The organism is Oleomonas cavernae (assembly GCF_003590945.1).
Taxonomy (GTDB): Bacteria; Pseudomonadota; Alphaproteobacteria; order Zavarziniales; family Zavarziniaceae; genus Zavarzinia; species Zavarzinia cavernae.
The window spans coordinates 105,433-127,030 of the sequence record NZ_QYUK01000016.1; the positions used below are offsets into that span (position 1 = coordinate 105,433).

The 21,598-nt window shown below is 67.6% G+C and carries 21 protein-coding genes; 17 read left to right on the plus strand and 4 right to left on the minus strand.

Annotation, left to right across the window (positions count from 1 at the left end; all coding sequences use genetic code 11):
* Positions 1-137: 137 nt before the first annotated feature.
* From D3874_RS25740 to D3874_RS25750, 3 genes are all read left to right on the plus strand, one after another.
* Complete coding sequence (locus D3874_RS25740; RefSeq protein WP_199699356.1) at positions 138-1,844, plus strand: class I adenylate-forming enzyme family protein; 1,707 nt, start codon at positions 138-140, stop codon at positions 1,842-1,844.
* On the plus strand, positions 1,841-3,097 hold the full coding sequence (locus D3874_RS25745) for a TetR/AcrR family transcriptional regulator (RefSeq protein ID WP_119782591.1): 1,257 nt from the start codon (positions 1,841-1,843) through the stop codon (positions 3,095-3,097). Before D3874_RS25740 ends, D3874_RS25745 begins: the two co-directional genes overlap by 4 nt.
* Positions 3,098-3,171: 74 nt before the next feature.
* The gene (locus tag D3874_RS25750) at positions 3,172-3,603 is read left to right on the plus strand and encodes a VOC family protein (protein WP_119782592.1); all 432 of its coding nucleotides are present in this window, start codon (positions 3,172-3,174) and stop codon (positions 3,601-3,603) included.
* A gap of 34 nt (positions 3,604-3,637) precedes the next feature.
* Here D3874_RS25750 and D3874_RS25755 read toward each other — a convergent pair whose 3' ends face one another.
* The gene (locus tag D3874_RS25755) at positions 3,638-5,128 is read right to left on the minus strand and encodes a protein adenylyltransferase SelO (RefSeq protein WP_119782593.1); all 1,491 of its coding nucleotides are present in this window, start codon (positions 5,126-5,128) and stop codon (positions 3,638-3,640) included.
* 209 nt (positions 5,129-5,337) lie between these two features.
* Here D3874_RS25755 and adh point away from each other — a divergent pair, with 209 nt between their 5' ends.
* The 6 genes from adh (at position 5,338) to pqqE (ending at position 10,301) form a co-directional block, all read left to right on the plus strand.
* Entirely contained in the window at positions 5,338-6,858 is a 1,521-nt protein-coding gene (adh, locus tag D3874_RS25760; RefSeq protein WP_119782594.1) for an aldehyde dehydrogenase, read from the plus strand.
* A gap of 100 nt (positions 6,859-6,958) precedes the next feature.
* A complete protein-coding gene (locus D3874_RS25765) occupies positions 6,959-7,366 on the plus strand; it encodes a DUF779 domain-containing protein (protein ID WP_119782595.1) in 408 nt (135 codons plus the stop codon).
* A gap of 79 nt (positions 7,367-7,445) precedes the next feature.
* A complete protein-coding gene (gene pqqA / locus D3874_RS32290; RefSeq protein WP_119782596.1) occupies positions 7,446-7,526 on the plus strand; it encodes a pyrroloquinoline quinone precursor peptide PqqA in 81 nt (26 codons plus the stop codon).
* Between the two features lie 62 nt (positions 7,527-7,588).
* On the plus strand, positions 7,589-8,500 hold the full coding sequence (pqqB, locus tag D3874_RS25775) for a pyrroloquinoline quinone biosynthesis protein PqqB (RefSeq protein WP_199699358.1): 912 nt from the start codon (positions 7,589-7,591) through the stop codon (positions 8,498-8,500).
* Positions 8,497-9,222 carry a pyrroloquinoline-quinone synthase PqqC gene (gene pqqC, locus D3874_RS25780; protein WP_119782597.1) on the plus strand — a complete coding sequence of 242 codons (726 nt, stop codon included), beginning with the start codon at positions 8,497-8,499 and terminating at the stop codon, positions 9,220-9,222. Before pqqB ends, pqqC begins: the two co-directional genes overlap by 4 nt.
* Positions 9,219-10,301 carry a pyrroloquinoline quinone biosynthesis protein PqqE gene (pqqE, locus tag D3874_RS25785; RefSeq protein WP_119782598.1) on the plus strand — a complete coding sequence of 361 codons (1,083 nt, stop codon included), beginning with the start codon at positions 9,219-9,221 and terminating at the stop codon, positions 10,299-10,301. The genes pqqC and pqqE overlap by 4 nt, the downstream gene beginning before the upstream one ends.
* 8 nt (positions 10,302-10,309) lie before the next feature.
* Here the strand turns inward: pqqE and D3874_RS25790 are convergent, their stop codons facing one another.
* On the minus strand, positions 10,310-11,287 hold the full coding sequence (locus D3874_RS25790; RefSeq protein WP_119782599.1) for a YVTN family beta-propeller repeat protein: 978 nt from the start codon (positions 11,285-11,287) through the stop codon (positions 10,310-10,312).
* Between the two features lie 174 nt (positions 11,288-11,461).
* Between D3874_RS25790 and pedF the strand changes: the two genes are divergently transcribed.
* The 5 genes from pedF to D3874_RS30895 all read left to right on the plus strand — a co-directional run bounded on the left by pedF (position 11,462) and on the right by D3874_RS30895 (position 15,547).
* Positions 11,462-11,905: a cytochrome c-550 PedF gene (pedF, locus tag D3874_RS25795; RefSeq protein WP_199699359.1), complete on the plus strand. Its 444-nt coding sequence runs from the start codon at positions 11,462-11,464 to the stop codon at positions 11,903-11,905.
* Positions 11,906-11,907: 2 nt separating this feature from the next.
* Positions 11,908-12,783 (plus strand): substrate-binding periplasmic protein, encoded by an 876-nt coding sequence (locus D3874_RS25800; RefSeq protein WP_119782600.1) that lies wholly within the window; start codon positions 11,908-11,910, stop codon positions 12,781-12,783.
* 177 nt (positions 12,784-12,960) lie between these two features.
* Positions 12,961-14,727, plus strand: a complete 1,767-nt coding sequence (locus tag D3874_RS25805) for a PQQ-dependent methanol/ethanol family dehydrogenase (protein WP_233560370.1) — start codon at positions 12,961-12,963, stop codon at positions 14,725-14,727.
* A 158-nt stretch (positions 14,728-14,885) separates the two neighbouring features.
* Positions 14,886-15,398 (plus strand): response regulator, encoded by a 513-nt coding sequence (locus D3874_RS30890; RefSeq protein WP_158596226.1) that lies wholly within the window; start codon positions 14,886-14,888, stop codon positions 15,396-15,398.
* A gap of 41 nt (positions 15,399-15,439) precedes the next feature.
* Positions 15,440-15,547: a helix-turn-helix domain-containing protein gene (locus D3874_RS30895; RefSeq protein WP_274380647.1), complete on the plus strand. Its 108-nt coding sequence runs from the start codon at positions 15,440-15,442 to the stop codon at positions 15,545-15,547.
* A gap of 136 nt (positions 15,548-15,683) precedes the next feature.
* Here D3874_RS30895 and D3874_RS25815 read toward each other — a convergent pair whose 3' ends face one another.
* Positions 15,684-18,314, minus strand: coding sequence for a hybrid sensor histidine kinase/response regulator (locus tag D3874_RS25815; RefSeq protein WP_119782602.1), 2,631 nt, complete (start codon positions 18,312-18,314; stop codon positions 15,684-15,686).
* Positions 18,311-19,459: a nitric oxide-sensing protein NosP gene (gene nosP, locus D3874_RS25820; RefSeq protein WP_233560372.1), complete on the minus strand. Its 1,149-nt coding sequence runs from the start codon at positions 19,457-19,459 to the stop codon at positions 18,311-18,313. Before nosP ends, D3874_RS25815 begins: the two co-directional genes overlap by 4 nt.
* 161 nt (positions 19,460-19,620) lie before the next feature.
* Between nosP and D3874_RS25825 the strand changes: the two genes are divergently transcribed.
* The 3 genes from D3874_RS25825 to D3874_RS25835 are packed head-to-tail and all read left to right on the plus strand — an operon-like array spanning position 19,621 to position 21,581.
* Entirely contained in the window at positions 19,621-19,989 is a 369-nt protein-coding gene (locus D3874_RS25825) for a c-type cytochrome (RefSeq protein WP_233560374.1), read from the plus strand.
* A 9-nt stretch (positions 19,990-19,998) separates the two neighbouring features.
* Positions 19,999-20,769, plus strand: a complete 771-nt coding sequence (locus D3874_RS25830; RefSeq protein ID WP_199699360.1) for an ATP-binding cassette domain-containing protein — start codon at positions 19,999-20,001, stop codon at positions 20,767-20,769.
* Positions 20,766-21,581, plus strand: a complete 816-nt coding sequence (locus tag D3874_RS25835; RefSeq protein WP_119782603.1) for an ABC transporter permease — start codon at positions 20,766-20,768, stop codon at positions 21,579-21,581. Before D3874_RS25830 ends, D3874_RS25835 begins: the two co-directional genes overlap by 4 nt.
* Positions 21,582-21,598: the final 17 nt, after the last annotated feature.

Below are 21,598 nucleotides of genomic sequence, written 5' to 3' on the forward strand. Positions count from 1 at the left end.
GGCATACCCGACCTTCTAAATCACTTTCGCCATCAAATCGCAAGCCGCGGCTTTGCCCCTTTGCAAAGCCCTTGAGACCGGCGCTAGAGTTGGGCCAAGTCGGGTAAACCGCACACCGAAGATAGGAAATGGGTGGAATGACGGGACAGTGGCCGGCAGTGACGCTGGGGCAGGCGCAGGCGATCCTGACCGCGCCCGGCGCCCGCTTCGAGATGGAGGAGCGCACCATACGGGGCGAGGTCACCCGGGTCTGGAAGAATGCCCCGCCCGCCATGCCCGACCTTGTCGCCATCGCCCGAACCCATGGCCAGCGCCTGTTCGCCGTCTACGAGGACGAGCGCGTCACCTACGATGCCTTCTACCGCGCGACCGCCGCCTTTGCCGCCTACCTGGTCGATCGGGGCGTGAAAAAGGGCGACCGGGTGGCGCTTGCCCTGCGCAACCTGCCCGAATGGGCGGTGATCTATTGCGCCGCCGCCTGCGTAGGCGCGATCGCCGTGCCGCTGAACGCCTGGTGGACAGGGGTCGAACTGGACTACGGCCTGGCCGATTCGGGTGCCCGCCTGCTGGTCTGCGACGGCGAGCGCCACGAGCGGATCGCGCCCCACCTGCCCGCCCTCCCGGCCCTCGAACAGGTCATCGTCTGCCGCGGCGCCAAGGGCCCCCAGTCGCTGGAGGGCATCATCGGCCGGAGCGGCGAATGGGCCCTGCTGCCGGACCTGGACCTGCCGCCGGCCGACCTGTCGCCCGACGACGACATGTCGATCTTCTACACCTCAGGCACCACGGGTAATCCCAAGGGTGCCCTGGGCACCCACCGCAACGCCCTGACCAACCCCTTGTCCAGCGCCTATTCCGCCGCCCGCTCGATCTTGCGCCGGGGCGAGGCGATCCCGGCGCCGGTGCCCAAGGTGAACCTGCTGGTCATCCCGCTGTTCCACGTCACCGCCTGCAATGCCGGGCTGATGGCGGCGCTGGCCAGCGGCTCCACCCTGGTGATGATGCGCAAGTGGGATGCCCTCAAGGCGCTGGAACTGATCGAGCGCGAGAAGGTCACCACCACCGGCGGCGTGCCCACCATCGCCTGGCAGATCCTGGAACATCCCGAACGTCACCGCTTCGATCTCTCCAGCCTGGAATCGATCGCCTATGGCGGCGCCCCGTCGGCACCGGAACTGGTGCGCCAGATCGCAGGCGAGTTGAAGGCGGTCCCGGGCAATGGCTGGGGCATGACCGAAACCTCGGCCACCTTCACCCACCACGCCGCCGAGGACTACCTGAACCGCCCCGACAGTTGCGGCCCGCCGGTCGCCGTCGCCGACCTGAAGATCATGTCCCTGGACGGTTCGCACGAACTCCCCACAGGCGAGGTCGGCGAGTTGTGGGCCAAGGGGCCCCAGGTCGTCAAAGGTTACTGGAACAACCCGCAAGCGACCGCGGCCAGCTTCATCGACGGCTGGGTGAAGACCGGCGACCTGGCCCGGGTCGACGCGGAAGGCTTCTGCTATATCGTCGACCGCGCCAAGGACATCATCATCCGCGGCGGCGAGAACATCTATTCGATCGAGGTCGAGAACGTCCTCTACGACTATCCCGGTGTCACCGATGCCGCCCTGATCGGCCTGCCCCACCGCACGCTGGGCGAGGTGCCGGCCGCCGTCATCCACCTGGCGCCCGGCGCCCGCGCCGCGCCCGAGGAATTGCTGGCCTTCCTGCGCACCCGCCTCGCCCCGTTCAAGGTGCCGGTGCGCATCGTCTTCCAGACCCGGACCTTGCCGCGCAACGCCAATGGCAAGATCATGAAAAAGGATCTGCAAGCCCTGTTCACCGAGACCGCCGCGTGACCATCGAGACGGGCGACATCACCGCCGAAACCAGCCGCTTCCAGCGCAAGCGCGACCTGATCGTCGACGCCGCCGCCGTGCAGATCAACCAGCGCGGCATCAAGGGCATGGCGCTGGCCGACGTGGCCGAAAGCGTGGGCCTGAGCACCACCAGCGTCACCTATTATTTCAAGCGCAAGGACCTGCTGGCCGGCGCCTGCTTCGACCGCGCGCTCGACCGGCTCGATGTCCTGGTCGCCACCGCCGAGGCGGAAGGGGACGCCCGCGCCCGGGTCACCCGCTATGTCGAGCTGAATTTCGACATGCTGACCCGCATCCGCAACAACCAGGAACAGCCGGTCGCCCGCCTGTCCGACCTGCGGGCCCTGGACGAGCCGATGCGCGGCCAGTTGATGGCACGCTATTTCCGGATCTATCGCCGGGTCCGCCACTTCTGGGACAGCGACGGCAGCGAGGGCCGCCGCGCCCTGCGCACGGCGCGGGCCCATGTCCTGCTGGAAACCGTGTTCTGGCTCCAGGCCTGGCTGCCGCTCTACGAGGTCGAAGATTACGACCGGATCCGCCGGCGCCTGCTGGAACTCTACGCGCTTGGCCTCGCCCCTTCGGGCACGTGTTGGGCGCCCCGGCTGCAAACCCTGGACGAGCCCGAGGAAGACACGGCGCGGCGGCATTTCCTGGTCGCGGCGACCCGGCTGATCAACGAGCGCGGCTATCGCGGCGCCTCGGTCGATCGCATCGCCTCCGAGCTCAACGTCACCAAGGGCAGCTTCTACCACCACCTGGACGCCAAGGACGACTTGGTGCTGGCCTGCTTCCGCCACAGCCTGGACACCCTGGCCCTGGCCCAGCGCAAGGCCGCCCTGGCCGGCGACAACTATCTCGACCGCCTCGCTTCGGCCACCGCCACCCTGCTCGAAATCCAATTTTCGGCGACCGCCGCCCCCCTGCTGCGCACCACCGCGCTGCAAGCCCTGCCCGAGGATCTGCGCGCCCAGGTGGTCGAGCGCTCGAACATGCTGGCGACCCGTTTCGCCGGCCTGATCATCGACGGCATCACCCAAGGCTCGATCGCCCCGATCGACCCGCTGGTCGCCAGCCAGTCCCTGATGCCGCTGCTCAATGCCGCCTACGAGCTCAGGCACTGGGCGGCCCCCTTGGGAGCGCCGGAGGCCATCCGCCTCTACGCCTCGACCCTGTTCTTCGGCCTGTTCGACCGGCCGTCGTCACAGGACGAGACAGAAACGACTCCTTGAAAAATTTCGGGCGCCCTGTCGGGACCCGGCATTTCCAGTCGTCCTTTGGTCGAGCCAACCGAGAGGAGCCCCCGATGGCCAAGATGATTTTCGTGAACCTGCCCGTCAGCGATCTTGCCCGCGCGACCGCCTTCTACGAGGCCGTGGGCGCCTGGAAGAACGAGCAATTCTGCGACGGGACGGCGTCGTGCATGGTGTTTTCCGAGACCATCCACGCCATGCTGCTGACCCACGACAAATTCCGCCAGTTCAGCCCTAAGAAGATCGCCGACGCGAAGACCAGCAGCGAGGTGCTGATCTGCCTGTCGGCCGACAGCCGCGACGAGGTCGACGGCATCGTCGGCAAGGCCGGGGCCGCCGGCGGCAGCGCCGATCCCTGCCCCCGCCAGGACTACGGCTTCATGTACGGCCGCAGCTTCGAAGATCCCGACGGCCACATCTGGGAAGTGATGTGGATGGATGTCGAGGCTGCCATGGCCGCCGGCCCCGAAATGGCCGAGGCCTGAGCCCGAGGGGACGCTGATTGGATAGGCGAACCCTTCAGGTGCCGCAGAAGGTCGCCAGCACGCGTTCGTCCGGCTGGGGCGGTTCGGCATAGGGCGCCGCATCGTCCTGGTCGTCATAGGGCCGGGCGAGGACCCGCATCAGATCCTCGAACAGCGAGAAATCGCGGCGGGTCGTCGCCGCGTCCAGCGCCTGCTCGACCCGGTGGTTGCGGGCAATGAACGCCGGGTTGGCGCCGCGCATCCAGGCCGCCCGTTCGGCCGCTGCCTGGGATTCGCGCGCCAGGCGGGCCTGCCACATGCTCGCCCATTGGTCGAAGGCTTCGGGCGCGGCAAACCGGCCACGCACCGCGGCATCGCCCAGGGCCGCCCGGCACAGGCCGCGGAAGGTCAGGGTGAAGTCGGCGCCGTTGCCGTGCATCGCCGCCAGCAGGGCCTGCGCCAGGGCAAGATCCCCCGCTTCCTGGGTGAACAGGCCCAGCTTGCGGCGCATGCCGGCCAGCCAATGGGCCTGGAAGCGGTCGGGGAACGCGCGGATGACCTCCGTGGCCAGGGCGATCGCCTGGTCCGTATCGGCATCGATGAGACCCAGCAAGGTCTCGGCCAGCCGGGCCAGGTTCCATTGGGCGATGCCGGGCTGGTTGGCATAGGCATAGCGCCCGGTCCGGTCGATCGAGCTGAACACCGTGGCCGGATCATAGGCATCCATGAAGGCGCAGGGGCCGAAGTCGATGGTCTCGCCCGACACGGTCATGTTGTCGGTGTTCATCACGCCGTGGATGAAGCCGACGTGGAGCCAGCCTGCCACCAGCATCGCCTGGCGCTCGACGACCGCGTCGAGCAGCGCCAGATAGGGCTGCGCCGCGCCCTGAAGCTGCGGGTAATGGCGCGCGATGACATGGTCGGCCAGGGCCTTCACGCCCGCGAGGTCGTCTCTCACCGCGAAATACTGGAAGGTGCCGACCCTGATATGGCTGGCGGCGACGCGGGTGAAGACGGCCCCGGGCAGGGCGCCCTCGCGATAGACCGGCTCGCCCGTGGTGACCGCGGCCAGCGCGCGGGTGGTGGGGATGCCCAGGGCGTGCATGGCCTCGCTGACGATATATTCGCGCAGCACCGGCCCCAGCGCCGCCCGGCCGTCGCCCCGGCGCGAGAAGGGCGTCGGCCCGGCCCCCTTCAACTGGATGTCCCGCCGCTGCCCGGCGCGGTCCACGACCTCGCCCAGCAGGATCGCCCGGCCGTCGCCCAGTTGCGGCACGAAATTGGCGAACTGGTGGCCGGCATAGGCCTGGGCGATCGGCTCGGCCCCCGGCGGCACGACATTGCCGGCAAAGATCGCCGCCTGCTGGCTCTGGGTCAGCGACGCCAGGTCCAGGCCCAGTTCCGCGGCCAGGGCGGTATTGACCTTGATCAGGGCCGGACCGGCGACCGGCGTCGGCGGCAGGCGGGCGAAGAAACGCTCGGGCAGCCGGGCATAGCTGTTGTCGAAATCGAAGGGCGTCCTGGAATCGGCAAGGCTCGCGGTCATGGGCGTTCGGTCCGGCAAGGCGCAATGGCGCAGCATTGCCCGATGCCCTGCGTCCTGTCCAAGGACTTGTGCGCCGACAGGCCCGCCGCCATAGGCCTAAGGGACGAGGCCGGGCGGGCTAGTACCATAGTGCAATATTGGCCCCGGCCGGTTTGGGCTAACCCTCTCGGCAGCGGCCACCAACGATGCCGAGGCCCAGGGAGCGAACCATGATCCACCAGACAATCGAAGAGATCTCGAAATCCATCGCGTTCCGTACCCGCTACGATAACTTTATCGGTGGCAAGTGGGTGGCGCCGGTGCGCGGCCAGTATTTCGACAATGTGACGCCGGTGACCGGCCTGCCCGTCGCGCAGATCGCCCGCTCCACCGCCGAGGATATCGAACTCGCCCTCGACGCCGCCCATGCGGCCAAGGATGCCTGGGGCCGCACCTCGCCGGCGGAACGCGCCCGCCTGCTGAACAAGATCGCCGACCGCATGGAAGAGAAGCTCGACCTCCTCGCCATGGTCGAGACCATCGACAACGGCAAGCCGATCCGCGAGACCACGGCCGCCGACCTGCCGCTGGCGATCGACCACTTCCGCTACTTCGCCGCCTGCGTGCGGGCCCAGGAAGGCTCGCTGGGCGAGATCGACCATGACACGGTCGCCTACCACTACCACGAGCCGCTGGGCGTGGTCGGGCAGATCATCCCGTGGAACTTCCCGCTGCTCATGGCCTGCTGGAAGCTGGCCCCGGCGCTGGCCGCCGGCAACTGCGTGGTGTTGAAGCCGGCCGAGCAGACCCCGCTCTCGATCATGGTCTGGGTCGAGCTGATCGGCGACATCCTGCCGCCGGGCGTGCTCAACATCGTCAACGGCTTCGGCGTCGAGGCGGGCAAGCCCCTGGCGCAGAACAAGCGCATTTCCAAGATCGCCTTCACCGGCGAGACCTCGACCGGCCGCCTGATCATGCAGTATGCGACCGAGAACCTGATCCCGGTGACCCTGGAGCTGGGCGGCAAGTCGCCCAACATCTTCCACAAGGACGTGGCGGCCGAGGACGACGACTATTTCGACAAGGCGATCGAAGGCTTCGTCATGTTCGCCCTGAACCAGGGCGAAGTCTGCACCTGCCCCAGCCGCGCCCTGATCCACGAGTCGATCTACGACCGCTTCATGGAGCGGGCGCTGGCCCGTGTCGCGTCGATCAAGCAGGGCGACCCGCTCGACGGCTCGACGATGATCGGTGCCCAGGCCTCGAACGACCAGCTCGAGAAGATCCTGTCCTACATCGACATCGGCAAGGCGGAAGGCGCCGAAGTCCTGATCGGCGGCGCGCGTGCCAACTTCGGCGGCGAACTGGCCGGCGGCTACTACATGCAGCCGACCGTGTTCCGCGGCCACAACAAGATGCGCATCTTCCAGGAAGAAATCTTCGGGCCGGTGGTGTCGGTCACCACCTTCAAGGACGAAGACGAAGCCCTGGCGATGGCCAACGACACGCTCTATGGCCTGGGCGCCGGCGTGTGGACCCGCGACAGCAACCGTGCCTATCGCTTCGGCCGCGCCATCCAAGCCGGCCGGGTGTGGACCAACTGCTACCACCTCTATCCGGCCCATGCGGCCTTCGGCGGTTACAAGCAGTCGGGCATCGGCCGCGAAACCCACAAGATGATGCTGGACCACTATCAGCAGACCAAGAACCTGCTGGTCAGCTACAGCCCGAAGGCCATGGGCTTCTTCTGATCGATTGATCCTGATCGATTGGGCCAGGGACGGCCGGCATGCGGGTTCACCTGCATGCCGGCCGTGTCGTTTCCGATCATCGCCAGGGAGAAGAAACAGGATGGTGGCAAGAGTCGAGGTGACCCCGGCGGCACAGGCCGTGATCGAACGCCTGGCGGCCCTGCACGGGCCGCTGATGTTTCATCAATCGGGCGGCTGCTGCGACGGCAGCGCACCCATGTGTTACCCGCGCAACGAGTTCCGTGTCGGCGCACAGGATATCTATCTGGGCACGATCGTGGAGACGCCCTTCTTCATCGGGGCCGCGCAATTCGAATACTGGTCCCACACCCAGTTGATCATCGACGTGGTGCCGGGGCGGGGCGCGGGCTTTTCGCTGGAGGCGCCCGACGGCGTGCGTTTCCTGACCCGCAGCCGGGTCTTCAGCGACGACGAGGCCGTGGCGCTGGACGCCGCCGGGCCGCCCCTTCATGGCGACCAATGGGCATCGGGCACCGCATCGTCCTAAAGAACAATCCAAAGCGCGGCGCCTCGCGGCTAGTCTTCGATGTCGTGAGGCGACAGAACCGAAACCAGGGAGATATCACATGAAGAAATGGTCAAAGCCGCGCATTGCCGAAATTCGCGTCGGCATGGAAATCAACGCCTACGCCTGCGCCGAGCGGTAATACCTCGAGGCTCATCCCGGCGGGGCCCCACGCCGCGCCGGGATGGCTGACGGGCCGAAGCGATGATGCGCATCCTTCTTGTCGGTACTGCGGCGGGCGGCGGGTTTCCCCAGTGGAACTGCCGCACCCCCACCTCGCTGAAAGCCTGGGCCGGTGCCGCGGAGGCCCCGGCCCGCAGCCAGAGCTCGATCGCCTTGAGCCTGGACGGCCGGCGCTGGGTACTGGTCAATGCCTCGCCCGACCTGCGCAGCCAGATCCTGGCCAACCGGCAACTGCAGCCGACGCAAGGGCTGCGCCATTCGCCGATCAGCGACGTCATCCTGACCGGCGGCGACATCGATTTCGTCGCCGGGCTGCTCACCCTGCGCGAGGGGCATCGCTTCAACCTGCGGGCCACGGCGCCGACCCTGGCCGCGGTCGACGCCAACCCGATTTTCCGGGCCCTGCCGCCCGACCGGGTGCCGCGGTGCGAAATGGCCCTGGACCAAAGCTTCGCGATCGACTTCGGTGCGGCAGGGGCCTTGCATGTCGAAGCCTTTGCCGTCGCCGGCAAGGTGCCGCTCTATCTCGAAGGGGTCGGCAGCCTCAGCGGCGCGCCGGGCACCACGGTCGGCCTCGACATCACCGACGGGCACCGGCGGCTCGTCTTCGTGCCGGGCTGCGCCGAGATCGACGACGTCCTGCGCCATCGCCTGGCCGGGGCCGACCTGCTGCTGTTCGACGGCACCCTGTGGCAGGACGACGAGCTGATCGCCCTGGGCGTCTCGCCCAAGAGCGGCCGGCGCATGGGTCATGTCAGCATGAGCGGGGCGCACGGCACCATCGCCCGCCTGGCCGATTTGCCGATCGGCCGGCGCATCTTCATCCACATCAACACGACCAACCCGACGCTGGTCGCCGGCACGCCCGAACGGGCGGCGGCCAACAGATCAGGGTGGCACATCCCGACAGACGGGGAGGAACTGACACTATGACCGAGATGATGAGCCCGGACCAGCTCGAAGCGGCCCTGCGGGCCGTGGGCGCCGCGCGTTACCACGACAAGCATCCCTTCCAGGTGCGGCTCAACGCGGGCGACCTGAACCGTGACCAGGTGCGTGCCTGGGCGCTCAACCGCTACTACTACCAGAGCCGGATTCCCCTGAAGGATGCCGCCCTGCTCGCCAGGCTCGAAGACCCCGCCCTGCGCCGTGCCTGGCGCCAGCGCATCGTCGACCACGACGGCGAGACCGAGGGTGACGGCGGCATCGAACGCTGGCTGCGCCTGACCGACGCGCTGGGCTTTGCCCGCGACTATGTGATCGCCGCGCACCACATCCTGCCCGGCACCCGCTATGCCGTCGACGCCTATGTCCACTTTGTGCGCGAGCGCAGCCTGCTCGAAGCGGTGGCCTCGTCGCTCACCGAGATGTTCTCGCCCGGCGCCATCAAGAACCGGGTGGCCGGGATGCTGGCCAATTACGACTTCGTCTCGAAAGAAGCCCTGGCCTATTTCGACAAGCGCCTGACCCAGGCCCCGCGCGATGCCGACTTCGCCCTCGACTATGTCAAGCGCGAGGCCCGCCGGCCGGAGCAGCAGCAGGCGGTGATCGCGGCGCTGACCTTCAAGTGCGACACCTTGTGGGCCCAGCTCGATGCCCTGCATCACGCCTATGTCGAGCCGGGCCACATCCCGCCGGGGGCCTGGCAGCCTTGACCGCGGTCAGCCCGCCGCTGGCCCTGTTGGCCGAGATCACCCACCGCTGTCCGCTGCAATGCCCCTACTGCTCGAACCCGGTGGAGCTGGCCCGCCTGGCCGACGAACTCGACACGGCAACCTGGAAGCGGGTGATCGACGAGGCGGCGGACCTGGGGGTGCTGCAGATCCATTTCTCGGGCGGCGAGCCGATGGTGCGGCGGGACCTGGCCGTGCTCGTCGCCCATGCCCGGGCCTGCGGCCTCTACAGCAATCTCATCACCTCGGGCGTGCTGCTCGATGACGCCCGCCTGGATGCCTTGCTGACGGCCGGGATCGATCATGTCCAGATCTCGATCCAGGACACCGATCCGGCCAGTGCCGACACGATCAGCGCCTATGCCGGCGGCCTGCCCAAGAAGCGCGCTGCCGCGCAGCGGGTGCATCGGGCCGGGGTGGCGCTGACGATCAACGCGGTGGTGCATCGCCAGAACCTCGACCGCCTGGGCGAGATGATCGACTTCGCCTGCGCGGTCGGGGCCGAGCGGCTTGAGGTCGCCCATGTCCAATACTATGGCTGGGCCTTGAAGAACCGCGACTACCTGATGCCGACCATCGACCAGCTCGACGCGGCGACGGCCTTGGTGGACACCGTCCGCCGGCAGTTACAGGGCCGGCTGGTCATCGACTATGTCATCCCCGACTACTACGCCCGGCGTCCCAAGGCCTGCATGGGCGGCTGGGCGCAGCACTTCATCAATGTCTCGCCCACCGGCGCCGTGCTGCCGTGCCATGCCGCCGAGACCATCCCGGGCCTAGCCTTTGCCAATATCCGCGAGCGTGCGCTGGCCGACATCTGGGCCAACGACCCGGCTTTCGCGGCGTTCCGGGGCACCGCCTGGATGCCCGCCCCCTGCCAGGACTGCGCACGGCGGGAAATCGATTGGGGCGGCTGCCGCTGCCAGGCCCTGGCCCTGACCGGCGACGCGGCGGCGATCGACCCCGCCTGCGACCGCTCGCCCCGGCATCTCGAGGTGTTCGACCTGGCCGCCCGGGCGGCGGCCGGCAGTAATCTGGTCAGTGCCTATCGCCGGCCCTGACAAGAGCTTCAAGGCTTCGACGGCACCACGACGACACCCCAGGGGGCGCGGCCGACCGGGATCGACTTCACCACCTCCATGGCCTTCACATCGATGACCGAGACATCGTTGCTGATGCCGTTGGTGGTGAACAGCTTGCTTTCGTCGGGGCTGAAGGCCAGGTGCCAGACCCGCCGCCCCACCAGCAGGTAGCGTTCGACCTCCAGGGTCCGGGCGTCGACCACGGCGACGCGATTGGCCGGACCCAGCGCCACGAAGGCAAGCGCGCCGTCCCGGGTGAGGGCGACGCCCACGGGCTGAATCTGGTCGGCAGGCATGCCCTTGACGGCGAAGGAAAGGGTTTTCTTTTCGCGCCGCGTGGCGACGTCGATCACCGTGACCGTGCCGCCGATTTCCGACGACACCCAAAGTTCCTTGCCGTCGCGGCTGAATTCAGCATGGCGCGGCCGCTGGCCTACGGGCGTGTTGTCGGCCAGCGCCTGGCTCGCGGTGTCGATCCAGTGGACCATGTTGGTGGTCTCGGAGGTGTTGACCGCCCATTTGCCGTCGGGGCTGACCGCCATGCCTTCGGGCTCGACGCCCACCTCGATCTGGGCCACCACCGTCCGGCTCTCGACATCGACCACGGTGGCGATGTTGTCGTCCTCGTTGGAGATATAGAGGTGGCGATCGTCGGGGTGCAGGGCGAATTGCTCGGGATCGGCGCCCGACGGCAGCGCGCCGATGATCTTGCCGGTGGCGAGATCCAGCACCTGAACCGCATCGTCGTCGCTGGCGCAGATATAGAGGCGGGTGAACTTGCTGTCGGCGAGGATGCCGCGGGGCCGTTGGCCGACGGCGATCGTGCCGGTAACGGCCAAGGTTTCGGAATCGATGACGGTCAGCGAATTGTCGCGCTCGTTGGAGACATAGACCGTGTCGGCGAAGGCCGGCGTCGCCGCTGCCAGGCACGCGATGAAGATGAAGCGCCCGTCGAGTGCCGGCATCGCCCTCCCCTCCCTGTTTTTCATTCTGGGGAGAGCTTAATCGGAACGGCCGCCACGGGGCCATGACACTTTCGGACGAGCGCCGGCAAGTGTCGAACCAAAGTACAATGGTGCGCCAGCGCCATCCGCCGCTAATTTCTGGCCATAACGTGAGCCCCTGGGAGGATAAAGCTAATGGCCGATGATCGGCGCGTCGCCCGCACCCTCGTTTTTTCCGCGATGACGGCTTTGGCCATGGCCATCGGCGTCGGCCATGCCGCCTATGGTCATGGTGATGTTACACCGCAACCAATCGACACCACCGGCCTCGAGGCCCTGGGGCCCGAGTGGCGCGAAACCAATCCCTACAGCGGCAACGCCCGCGCCATCGAGATCGGCGCCTCGGGCTACAACCAGAATTGCGCCCGCTGCCACGGCCTGCAAGCCAAGTCCGGCGGCATCGCCCCCGATCTTCGGCTGCTCGACCTCGGCCCCGACGGCGACGCCTGGTTCGTCGAGCGGATGAAGCATGGCGCGGTGCGCGACGGCAAGGTCTACATGCCGGTCTTCGACGGCATATTGAGCCAGGAAGGCATGTGGGCCATCCGCAGCTACCTCGAAAGCGTACATGAGGATTGACCATGCCCAGCCGCCGGGACTTGCTGGGCCTTGCCGGTGCGCTGGGGGCCGCGCTTGCCCTGGGCGGGCGCGGCGCCCGGGCCGATGAAGACCTGGTCGGCACGGTCAACTACGACACGATCCGCGCGCGCGGGGTCTTGCGGATACCCTACTACGAGGATTTCGCGCCCTATTCGACGACCACCGCGGACGGGCCGGCCGGGATCGATATCGACATCGCCCGCGAGGTTGCCGGGCGCATCGGCCTGAGGCCACGCTTCTATGCCTTGGTGGCGGGCGAAAAGGTCGACGACGACCTGCGCAACGGGATCTGGCGCGGCAATCTGATCGATCGCAGCGTCGGCGATCTGATGTTCCACATTCCCTACGACCGGCAGATCCAGATCAACAACGACCAGGTGGTGCTGTTCGCGCCCTATTTCGAAGAGGGCTTTGCCATCGCCTACAGCGAGCAGGCAATGCCGGGCGGCTTCGACCCCGAGGCGGACGGCGACAAGCGGATCGGGGTGGAAATCGACACCCTGCCCGACTTCTACCTGACCAGCGCCAACAACGGGGCCTTGCGCGCCGCGGCCGTGCATTTCGCCAAGCCCGTGGAGGCGCTGGCCGCCCTGCGCGACGGGGCGGTGGATGCCGTCATCCTGCAAGCGGCCCAGGTCGAGGCCTTCGCGCCCAGGCTGGCACCGCAGGCGATCGTCAGGCCCTTCGTCATGGGCGGCCTGTTCCATTCGCGCTGGACCGTCGGCTGCGCCATCCGCGAGAGCTGCCGGCCCCTGGTCTACGAGGTCGGCGACGCACTGGCGGCGATGGCCGCCGACGGCAGCATGGCGGCGATCTTCGCCAAGGCCGGGGTGACCTGGCTGGCGCCGGCGCGATGATCAGCCGCCGCGGCCTTCTCGCCGATGGCGCAGCAGTAATTAGTAGCGTGTCGTACTTAAGGACAATGGCCGGATTTTCCGGGTTACATCACTATCGCGCCATCCACGAAGAGGTGGGAGGAACTTCCGCGTGGGTGGGCGTGGTCCGGCAGGACCCCACGATTCAGGGAGACAGGGATGGCAATGACGATCAATCGGTCGCTTGCGGCGGTGACGCTCGCACTCGCGACCATGGGCTGGGCCGCTGCAGGTCTGGCCAAACCGGTGACGGATCAGGAAATTCTGAACGACGCCACCAGCACGGGCGACGTGCTGAGCTACGGCATGGGGCCTCAGGCCCAGCGCTTCAGCCCGCTGACCGCGCTCAACCGCGATACGGTGAAGGGCCTGGTCCCGGCCTGGGCCTTCTCCTTCGGCGGCGAGAAGCAGCGCGGCCAGGAAAGCCAGCCGCTGGTGGCCGACGGCGTGATGTACGTCACCGGCTCGTACAGCCGTCTGTGGGCGGTCGACGCCCGCACCGGCAAGGAGCTGTGGGAATATAACCATCGCCTGCCCGACGGCATCATGCCGTGCTGCGACGTGGTCAACCGCGGCGCCGCGATCCACGGCGACAAGGTCTATTTCGGCACGCTGGATGCCAAAATCGTCGCCTTGAACAAGGAAACCGGCAAGGTGGTCTGGTCCAAGGCGCTCGAGGACTACAAGGCCGGCTATGCCATCACCAGCGCGCCGCTGGTGGTCGATGGCCTGATCATCTCCGGCATCGGCGGCGGCGAGTTCGGCGTCGTCGGCAAGGTCTATGCGCTCGACGCCGAGACCGGCGAGATGAAGTGGATCCGCCCGGTGATCGAGGGCAATGTCGGCACGCTGGACGGCAAGCCGTCGACCATGACCGGTACCAAGAACGCGAGCTGGCAAGGCGACCAGTGGCAGACCGGCGGCGGCGGCACTTGGCTGGGCGGCACCTATGATCCGGGTACGGGCCTGCTCTACTTCGGTTCGGGCAACCCGGCACCGTGGAATTCCCACCTGCGCCCGGGCGACAACCTCTACTCCTCGTCGCGCCTGGCGATCGACCCCAAGACCGGCGAGATCAAGTGGTCCTACCAGACCACCCCGCACGACGGCTGGGATTTCGACGGCGTGAACGAGGCGATCCCCTTCGACCTGAAGGGGGCTGACGGCAAGGTTGTCCAGGCAGTCGCCACCGCCGACCGCAACGGCTTCTTCTTCGTGCTGGACCGCACCAACGGCAAGTTCATCAGCGCCAACCCCTTCGTGTCGCGCCACGACTGGGCGACCGGCTTCGACGACAAGGGCCGCCCGATCTACAACCCCGACTTCCGCCCGGGCAACCCGGCGGACGGCGGCGGTGCGGACGGCAAGGGCAAGTCGGTGTTCGCCGCCCCCTCGTTCCTGGGCGGCAAGAACTGGATGCCGATGGCCTACAGCCAGAAGACCGGCCTGTTCTACATCCCGTCCAATGAATGGGGCATGGATATCTGGAACGAGCCGATCACCTACAAGAAGGGCGCCGCCTACCTGGGCGCCGGCTTCACCATCAAGCCGCTCTACGAGGATCACATCGGCGCCCTGCGGGCGATGGACCCTGCCACCGGCAAGATCAAGTGGGAGTACAAGAACCGTGCGCCGCTGTGGGGCGGGGTCATGACCACCGCCGGGGGCCTGGTGTTCTTCGGTACCCCCGAGGGCTACCTCAAGGCCCTGGACGACGAAACCGGCAAGGAACTGTGGAGCTTCAACACCGGTTCGGGTGTGGTGGGGAGCCCGATCACCTGGGAAATGGACGGCGAGCAGTATGTCGCCGTGGTCTCGGGCTGGGGCGGCGCGGTGCCGCTGTGGGGCGGCGATGTCGCCGACTATGTGAAGAGCTTCAACCAGGGCGGCATGATGTGGGTGTTCAAACTGCCCAAGAAGGCCTGATCAACCCTGCTTGAGACAGATGACCGGGGCGGCCCTGCCGCCCCGGTCATTGCTTTTGGTCACGTTGCAATCCGTGACATCTGTGCGACGATCACGGCGACGAACAGAGTACAGGACAATGACCAGCCGGCACGAACCGGGTGGCCGGGGGAACGCGGATGTTGAAGGTGCTGATCGCGGATGACCATCCGCTGTTTCGCGAGGCCTTGCGCGGCGCCGTCATGGCGGTGCGGGCCGATGCCCTGGTGGTCGAGGCGGCCAATCTGGCCGGGGTCCTCGAACTGGTCGAGGGAGACGACGACCTGGACCTTGCCCTGCTCGACCTGCGCATGCCCGGGATGGACGGCCTGGCCGGCCTCGTCACCCTGCGCAAGGTCAAGCCCGACCTGCCGGTGGTGATCGTTACGGCCCTGGCCGACCAGGATACCGTCGACCGCTGCATGGCCTGCGGCGCCGCCGGTTACATCCCGAAATCGCTGGACCGCGACTGCATCCGTGCCGCCGTCGAGCAGGTGCTGGCCGGCGGTATCTTCACCCCCGATTCAGCCCACGTCGCCGCCTCGACCCGCCCGGTTCCCAAAGGCCGCCACCAGACCGAGCCCTTCGCCAAGATCGGCAGCCTGACGCCGCAGCAGATGCGGGTCTTGGAACTGATGGGGAAGGCCGCCTGAACAAGGAGATCAGCTATCTCCTCAGCGTTTCCGAGACGACGGTGAAGGCACATGTCTCGGCCGTGCTGCACAAGCTGGGCGTCGCCAGCCGCACCCAGGCGGTCCTCGCCCTGCGCCGCATGAAGGAACTCCAGGACACCGCGCTCTGATTGATTGAATTTCGTCATCCCAGCGAACGCTGGGATCCATGGCGGTGCAGGGAATTGGCGTTTCCGGTTTGCCACGCCAATGGATCCCAGCATTCGCTGGGATGACCATGATTCTTTTGGGAATCGGCTCCGGCCCCTAACTATCCAGCAGCGCGGTCATCAGGGCGCGCAGCTTGGCCGGCTTGATCGGCTTGTAGAGGAGCGAGCAGCGTTCCATGGTGGCGAGGCGGCGCTGCAGTTCGGCGCTGCGGTCGGCGGTCAGCAGGGCGGCCGGCAGGTTGGCGCCCAGCCGCCGGCGCAGGGCAGCGATCACCTCGATGCCGGTTTCGCCGCGGTCGAGGTGATAGTCCGCCAGGATGATGTCCGGGGTATGCCGGGCGATCGCGGCCATGGCATCGCCGGCGCCGCGGGCGACCGAGACTTCGCAGCTCCAGCCCTCCAGCAGGGAGCGCATGCCGTCGAGGATCGCCTGCTCGTTGTCGATCACCAGGACCCTGGTGCCCAGGCGTGCCACCGGTGCCACCGCGGGCGGGGGTGCTGCCGCGATCTCCACCGGCCGGGCGGTGGCGATCGGCAACTCGACACAGAAGGTGGAGCCGCGCCCGAAGCGGGAATTCACCTTGATGCGATGACCCAGCAGGCGGGCGATCCGGCGCACGATCGCCAGCCCCAGGCCGAAGCCGTTCTCGGTCCCGTCGGGCTGGTCCAGGCGGCGGAACTCCTCGAAGATTTCCTCCATCCGGTCGCCCGGTATGCCGACGCCGGTGTCGATCACATAGACCTTCACATGATGCCGGGTGCGGCGGCAGCCCAGCAGGATGCGCCCCTTGGGCGTGTAACGGATGGCATTCGACAGGAGGTTCTGCAGGATCCGGCGGAACAGGCGCGGATCGGTCCGCACCGACAAGGCCGCCGGCACGGCCCGAAGCTCCAGCCCCTTGGCGCGCGCAACCGGCATCATCTCTTCGACCAGGCCGCTCAGGATCGTCGACAGGCCGACCACCTGCTCGTCGATGGTGACCCGGCCCGCATCGAATTTCGAGATGTCGAGCAGGGTGCCCAGCAGCTCCTCGACCGCGGTCAGGGAATTGTCCAGCTTGCGGGTCAAGGCCGCACTCGCCGCCGGCAGTGCCTGGTCGGTCAGCGACGACACGAACAGCCGGGCGGCGTTCAGCGGCTGCAACAGGTCATGGCTGGCGTCGGCCAGGAACTTGGTCTTCGACAGGTTGGCCTGTTCGGCCTCGAGCTTGGCCTGCTTGAGCTCGTTGGAGACGCGCTCACGCTCGGCGATCTCCTTGCGCAGCGTATCGTTCAAGGTTACCAGAGTCGCGGTGCGCTCGGCCACGCGGCGTTCCAGCATTTCGTTGGCCTCGGCCAGCAGGCGCTCCGACCGCCGCCGCTCGGTGATGTCCTGGATCAGCGTGAAGAAGCCGATGACGCCGCCCTCGTCCGAGATATGCGGGACATAGGTCGCGATGCCGAAGCGCGCGCCGCCCGGCCCGGCCGGCAGGTTCAGCTCGAAGGTGGTGGACCGGCCGCTCAGCGCCTGATCCATATGGGGGCGCCGCGCGGCATAGTCGACGGGCGCCAGGATCTGCGACACGTGCAGGCCCACCGGGTCCTGGCCGTGGCCGAAGGCCTCGCGGTAGGGTCGGTTGGTGAATCGGTAGACCTCGCCGGCATCGACATAGCAGATCATCGCCGGCATGGCGTCGGTCACCAGGCGGATGCGCCGCTCGCTGTCACGCAGGGCAACCTCGGCCTGCTTGCGTTCGGTCACATCGGCGAAGGTGCAGACGAAGCCGCCGTCGGGCATCTGGTCGCGCTTGAGCGAATACCAGCGCCCCATCCATTCCCGCTCGTCCTGGGTGCCGGTGCGGCGGTCGCCCTCCAGGACCAGGGCGTGGGCGCCGCGGCGCCGGTTGTAGGCGCAGAATTCCTCCCAGGTGGTGCCGGGCATGGCAAAGACCGGCGGCAGGTCCAGCAGGCGCCAGAACCGCTCGTTGGCATGGACCAGCAGGCCCGCCTGGTCGAACACGGCGACGCCCAGCGACATGCTCTCGATGGTGGCCTGCAAATGGGCGGAGCGCTCGGCCAGCGCCTGTTCACGCTCCTCGTGCTCGGCCCGCTTCAGGTCGGTGATGTCGGTCAGGACCGAGGCAATGCCGCCTTCGGCCGAAAGCCGGTCGTTCATCTGCACCCAGCGCCCGTCGCGCAGGGCATAGATGCTGCGCGCCGGCTGGCCGCGCCGGGCATTGGCCCGTTCGGCCAGCCGGCCCTTGATCCAGTCGGCGGTCAAGCCCTCGGCCATCGCGATCTCGCCGTGACGGAAAGCCTGGGCCAGCAGCTCGTGATAGGTGATCCCGGCACGCACTCGGTCACGCAGTGCCGGCCAATAGTCGAGGAATTTCTGGTTGAACAGGATCAGGCGGTCGTCCCGGTCGAACAGGGCAAAGCCTTCGGACATGCTGTTGATCGAATCGTGCAGCCGGTTCTGCGCCGTGTGGCTGGCGATGATCGCGGCGTTCAGCTCGTTGTTGGTATGCTCGAGCGAACGCATCGCCTCGGTCAGTTCGCGGGTGCGGTCGTTGACCTTGCGGTCCAGAAAGATCGCGGCCTCGAACAGGGTGAAGGCATTGCCGTGGAAATCCAGGCTGCGCTCCACCCGGCCCATCAGGGCGCGGTTGATTTCAGTCAGCTTGGCGACCTGGCGCTCGAGGTCGACGGCCGGCGGCCGGCCGGCCCCGTTGGAACTCTTGGCGTTCATGCGCGGGCATCCCGACCGAAAGCGATGCCGGTGAAGGTCTGGTTCACGTGCATCATACCGAACTGCTCGCCATAGGTGGAAAAGCCGATGACGTTGTTCTCGGCCAGCAGGCGCGATACCTCGCCCAGGATCTGGCGCTGTTCCATTTCGAGGTAGCGGAAGACGCAATCAAAGCCCAGGATCGCCTCGATCCGCCCGACGCTGCGCTTCAGGCTGTCGAAGGTGTCGACCAGATTGGCGATCATGTCGACGCTGCGCGCGACGGTGAGCACGATACCCTCGTCGATGGCGCAAAAGAACGACAGGCTGCCGTCGTCGTGGACCCGCTGGATCGAGCGGACATAATCGCGCCCGCCGGCGCGCACCACCAGGGGGTGGGCGGCGAAGACCGCGGGCGACAGGTCGGCGACTTGGAGGCCGATCACCCGGGCATATTCAAGCGCCGCCGGCTCGGCATTGATTTCGGTCACCAGCCGCAGGGACGGGTCCGCCCTGGTCACCACCATCTTCTCGCTGGACGACACGAAATGCTGGGTCTGGAAGACCTGGAACGGCAGGTCGGTGCTGATCAGGGTGACGATGGCGGCATCGCGATGCACCGCCCCATCCAGCAGCACCCGGGTTTCGCGGAACATCAGGTCGTCCCCGGCCGAGCCGCCGACCAGGGGAATCTCGTCGAAGGCATCGCCCAGGATCGAGGCCAGCATTTCCTCGCTCATCGAGAGCCCGTCGCTGATCACCAGGGCGAAGGCGCCGCCCGCCTCGCCATGGACCCGGCGCATTTCGCGCACCAGCGCGTGGCCGTCTTCGAAGCGAAACTCGGACAGGCGCTCGATCAGGCGCGGCGTGGCGGTGAAATGGCCGGCCGAAAAGGCGATCGCCGTCACCGTTCCCGTGCGGTAGCCGAAGGGCGTGATTTCGCCGGCGGTGGTGCAACCGGCCACGCACAGGCCCGGAATCCCTTCCTCCAGGCCGGCGGCGACCGCTGACAAATCGTGACTGGGCGAGCAGAACAGCAGCAGCAGCGCGATCGGCAGGGCACCGATCTGGGACAGGATTTCGCTGACCGCGATCTCGGTGGAAGCCGCGTCGCTGGTCGCCCGGCGGATCGGTCGTAAGCCTGCCGAAGCGCTCGCCTGCATCATGCTCCCCGTTCGGCGGCTCGCGGCGACCGCCCTGCCTTTGTGATTGTGACTCGATGATGGCGCGCGCCCAGCCGCCAAGTCTACTGATCGAAAGTGCAATTGGCGGCCCCGCCCGCCGTGGCTAGCGTCGCAGGAAACATATACCACCGGGAGGGATTGTCTTGTCCGCCGTCAACCGCCTGCTCGTCACCGCCGCCCTGTCGTTCCTGCCTGCCGCCGCGTGGGCAGAGGATACCGCCGCGGGCGAGAAGGTCTTCAAGAAATGCGCCGCCTGCCACAGCGTGGCCGCGGGCGAAAACAAGATCGGCCCCACGCTGTTCGGGATCGTCGGCCGCCCGGTCGCCTCGATCGAGGGCTACCACTACTCGGACGCGATGAAGGCCAAGGGCGGTGCCTGGACGGCCGAGGCGCTGGATACCTACCTGACCAACCCGGGCAAGGAAGTGCCGGGTACCAAGATGAGCTTCATGGGCCTGAAGAAGCCCGAGGATCGGGCCGCCGTGATCGACTATCTGCGGACCCTGAAATAGGCGGCTGGCGTGGGCGATCTCGTCTCGCTGACCGCGCGCCGCAACCCGATGCCCGTGCTGACGGTCGACCGGGTGGCAAAGCGCTACGGCGCGCGAGACGCCCTGGCAGAGGTCAGCCTGACCGTCGGGCGCGGCGAGATCGTGGCCCTGCTGGGGCCCAACGGCGCGGGCAAGACCACCCTGTTCCGCATCATCGAGGGCCTGGTGCCGGCCGATGGCGGCCGGGTCATGGCGGCCGGCCACGATGTCTCGCGCGCACCGGCCGCGGCGCTTGCCAGCCTGGGGATCGTGTTTCAGGAAGCGACCCTGGACCTCGACCTGACGGTCGCCGAGAACCTCGCCTACTATGCCGCCCTGCGCGGGGTGCCCCGCCGTGAGCGGGCCGGCGCGGTCGAGACCAGCCTGGAACGGCTGGGCCTCGCCGATCGTGCCGCGTCGCGGGCTCGGGAGTTGAGCGGCGGCCTGCGCCGGCGCGCAGAACTGGCGCGGGCCTTGATCGGCGGGCCGTCCCTGCTGCTGCTCGACGAGCCGACCGATGCGCTGGATCCCGCCAGCCGCCGGTCGCTGCGCGCGGAAGTCGATCGCCTGCGCCGCCTGACGGGTTGCGGTGTGCTGTGGGCCACGCACCTGGTGGACGAGGTGGCCACCGCCGACAGGGTGGTGATCCTCGACCGCGGCGCGATCGTGGCCGAGGGAATCCCGGCGGCGATCATCGCCGCTCACGGCGGCAACAGCCTGACCGACGCCTTCCTGGCCCTGACCGGCGCGGCGGCCTCATGAGCGGCATCGGCCACATGATGGCGGCGGCCGGCGCCATCCAGCGCCGCGAGTTGCGGCGCTTCGTCGAACAGCGCAGCCGCCTCGCCTCGGCCCTGGTCCGGCCCTTGCTGTGGCTGATGGTGTTCGCGGCCGGGTTCCAGAACGTCTTCGGCGTCGCGATCATCCCGCCCTATCAGAGTTATGTAACCTATCAGATCTATGTCGTGCCGGGGCTGGCGTGCATGGTGCTGCTGTTCAACGGCATGCAGTCGTCCCTGTCCCTGGTCTATGACCGCGAGATGGGCATGATCCGGCTGCTGCTGACGGCACCGCTGCCGCGCTGGTGGCTGCTCCTGGCGAAGCTGTTGGCCGGCGCGGCGCTGTCCCTGGTCCAGGTCTATGCCTTCCTGGGGATCGCCGCCCTGGCGGGCGTGCGCCTGCCGGCCCTGGGATACCTGACGATCCTGCCCGCCCTGGGCGCGACCGCGCTGATGCTGGGGGCGATCGGGCTGTTGCTGTCCGCGACCATCCGCCAGCTCGAGAATTTCGCCGGGGCGATGAACTTCGTCATTTTCCCGATGTTCTTCCTCTCCAGCGCCCTCTACCCGCTGTGGAAGATCCACGAGGCCGCCGCCGCGCCGGTCTATTACCTGTGCCTGGCCAACCCCTTCACCTACGCGGTCGAACTGGTGCGCTTCGCCGCCCATGGCAGGCTGGCGCCCCTGGCGCTGGCCGTGGTGCTGGGCACGGCGCTGGCCGGTTTCGTGCTGGCCCGCCTGGCCTATGATCCACAGCGGGGCATCCTGGGCCGGGCCAGGCCGGCGGGGGCCTGAGCAGTGATTCCCCGGCC

Excerpts from the sequence above, each read along its gene's own strand:
- D3874_RS25765 (WP_119782595.1), top strand. The coding sequence starts at position 6,959 with ATGGTGGCAAGAGTCGAGGTGACCCCGGCGGCACAGGCCGTGATCGAA.
- D3874_RS25800 (WP_119782600.1), top strand. The coding sequence starts at position 11,908 with ATGCCCAGCCGCCGGGACTTGCTGGGCCTTGCCGGTGCGCTGGGGGCC.
- pqqB (WP_199699358.1), top strand. The coding sequence starts at position 7,589 with ATGATGCGCATCCTTCTTGTCGGTACTGCGGCGGGCGGCGGGTTTCCC.
- D3874_RS25805 (WP_233560370.1), top strand. The coding sequence starts at position 12,961 with ATGGCAATGACGATCAATCGGTCGCTTGCGGCGGTGACGCTCGCACTC.
- pedF (WP_199699359.1), top strand. The coding sequence starts at position 11,462 with ATGGCCGATGATCGGCGCGTCGCCCGCACCCTCGTTTTTTCCGCGATG.
- D3874_RS25755 (WP_119782593.1), bottom strand. The coding sequence starts at position 5,128 with ATGACCGCGAGCCTTGCCGATTCCAGGACGCCCTTCGATTTCGACAAC.
- D3874_RS25750 (WP_119782592.1), top strand. The coding sequence starts at position 3,172 with ATGGCCAAGATGATTTTCGTGAACCTGCCCGTCAGCGATCTTGCCCGC.
- D3874_RS25815 (WP_119782602.1), bottom strand. The coding sequence starts at position 18,314 with ATGAACGCCAAGAGTTCCAACGGGGCCGGCCGGCCGCCGGCCGTCGAC.
- adh (WP_119782594.1), top strand. The coding sequence starts at position 5,338 with ATGATCCACCAGACAATCGAAGAGATCTCGAAATCCATCGCGTTCCGT.
- D3874_RS25790 (WP_119782599.1), bottom strand. The coding sequence starts at position 11,287 with ATGCCGGCACTCGACGGGCGCTTCATCTTCATCGCGTGCCTGGCAGCG.
- D3874_RS25835 (WP_119782603.1), top strand. The coding sequence starts at position 20,766 with ATGAGCGGCATCGGCCACATGATGGCGGCGGCCGGCGCCATCCAGCGC.
- pqqC (WP_119782597.1), top strand. The coding sequence starts at position 8,497 with ATGACCGAGATGATGAGCCCGGACCAGCTCGAAGCGGCCCTGCGGGCC.
- D3874_RS25740 (WP_199699356.1), top strand. The coding sequence starts at position 138 with ATGACGGGACAGTGGCCGGCAGTGACGCTGGGGCAGGCGCAGGCGATC.
- pqqA (WP_119782596.1), top strand. The coding sequence starts at position 7,446 with ATGAAGAAATGGTCAAAGCCGCGCATTGCCGAAATTCGCGTCGGCATG.
- D3874_RS30890 (WP_158596226.1), top strand. The coding sequence starts at position 14,886 with ATGTTGAAGGTGCTGATCGCGGATGACCATCCGCTGTTTCGCGAGGCC.
- nosP (WP_233560372.1), bottom strand. The coding sequence starts at position 19,459 with ATGATGCAGGCGAGCGCTTCGGCAGGCTTACGACCGATCCGCCGGGCG.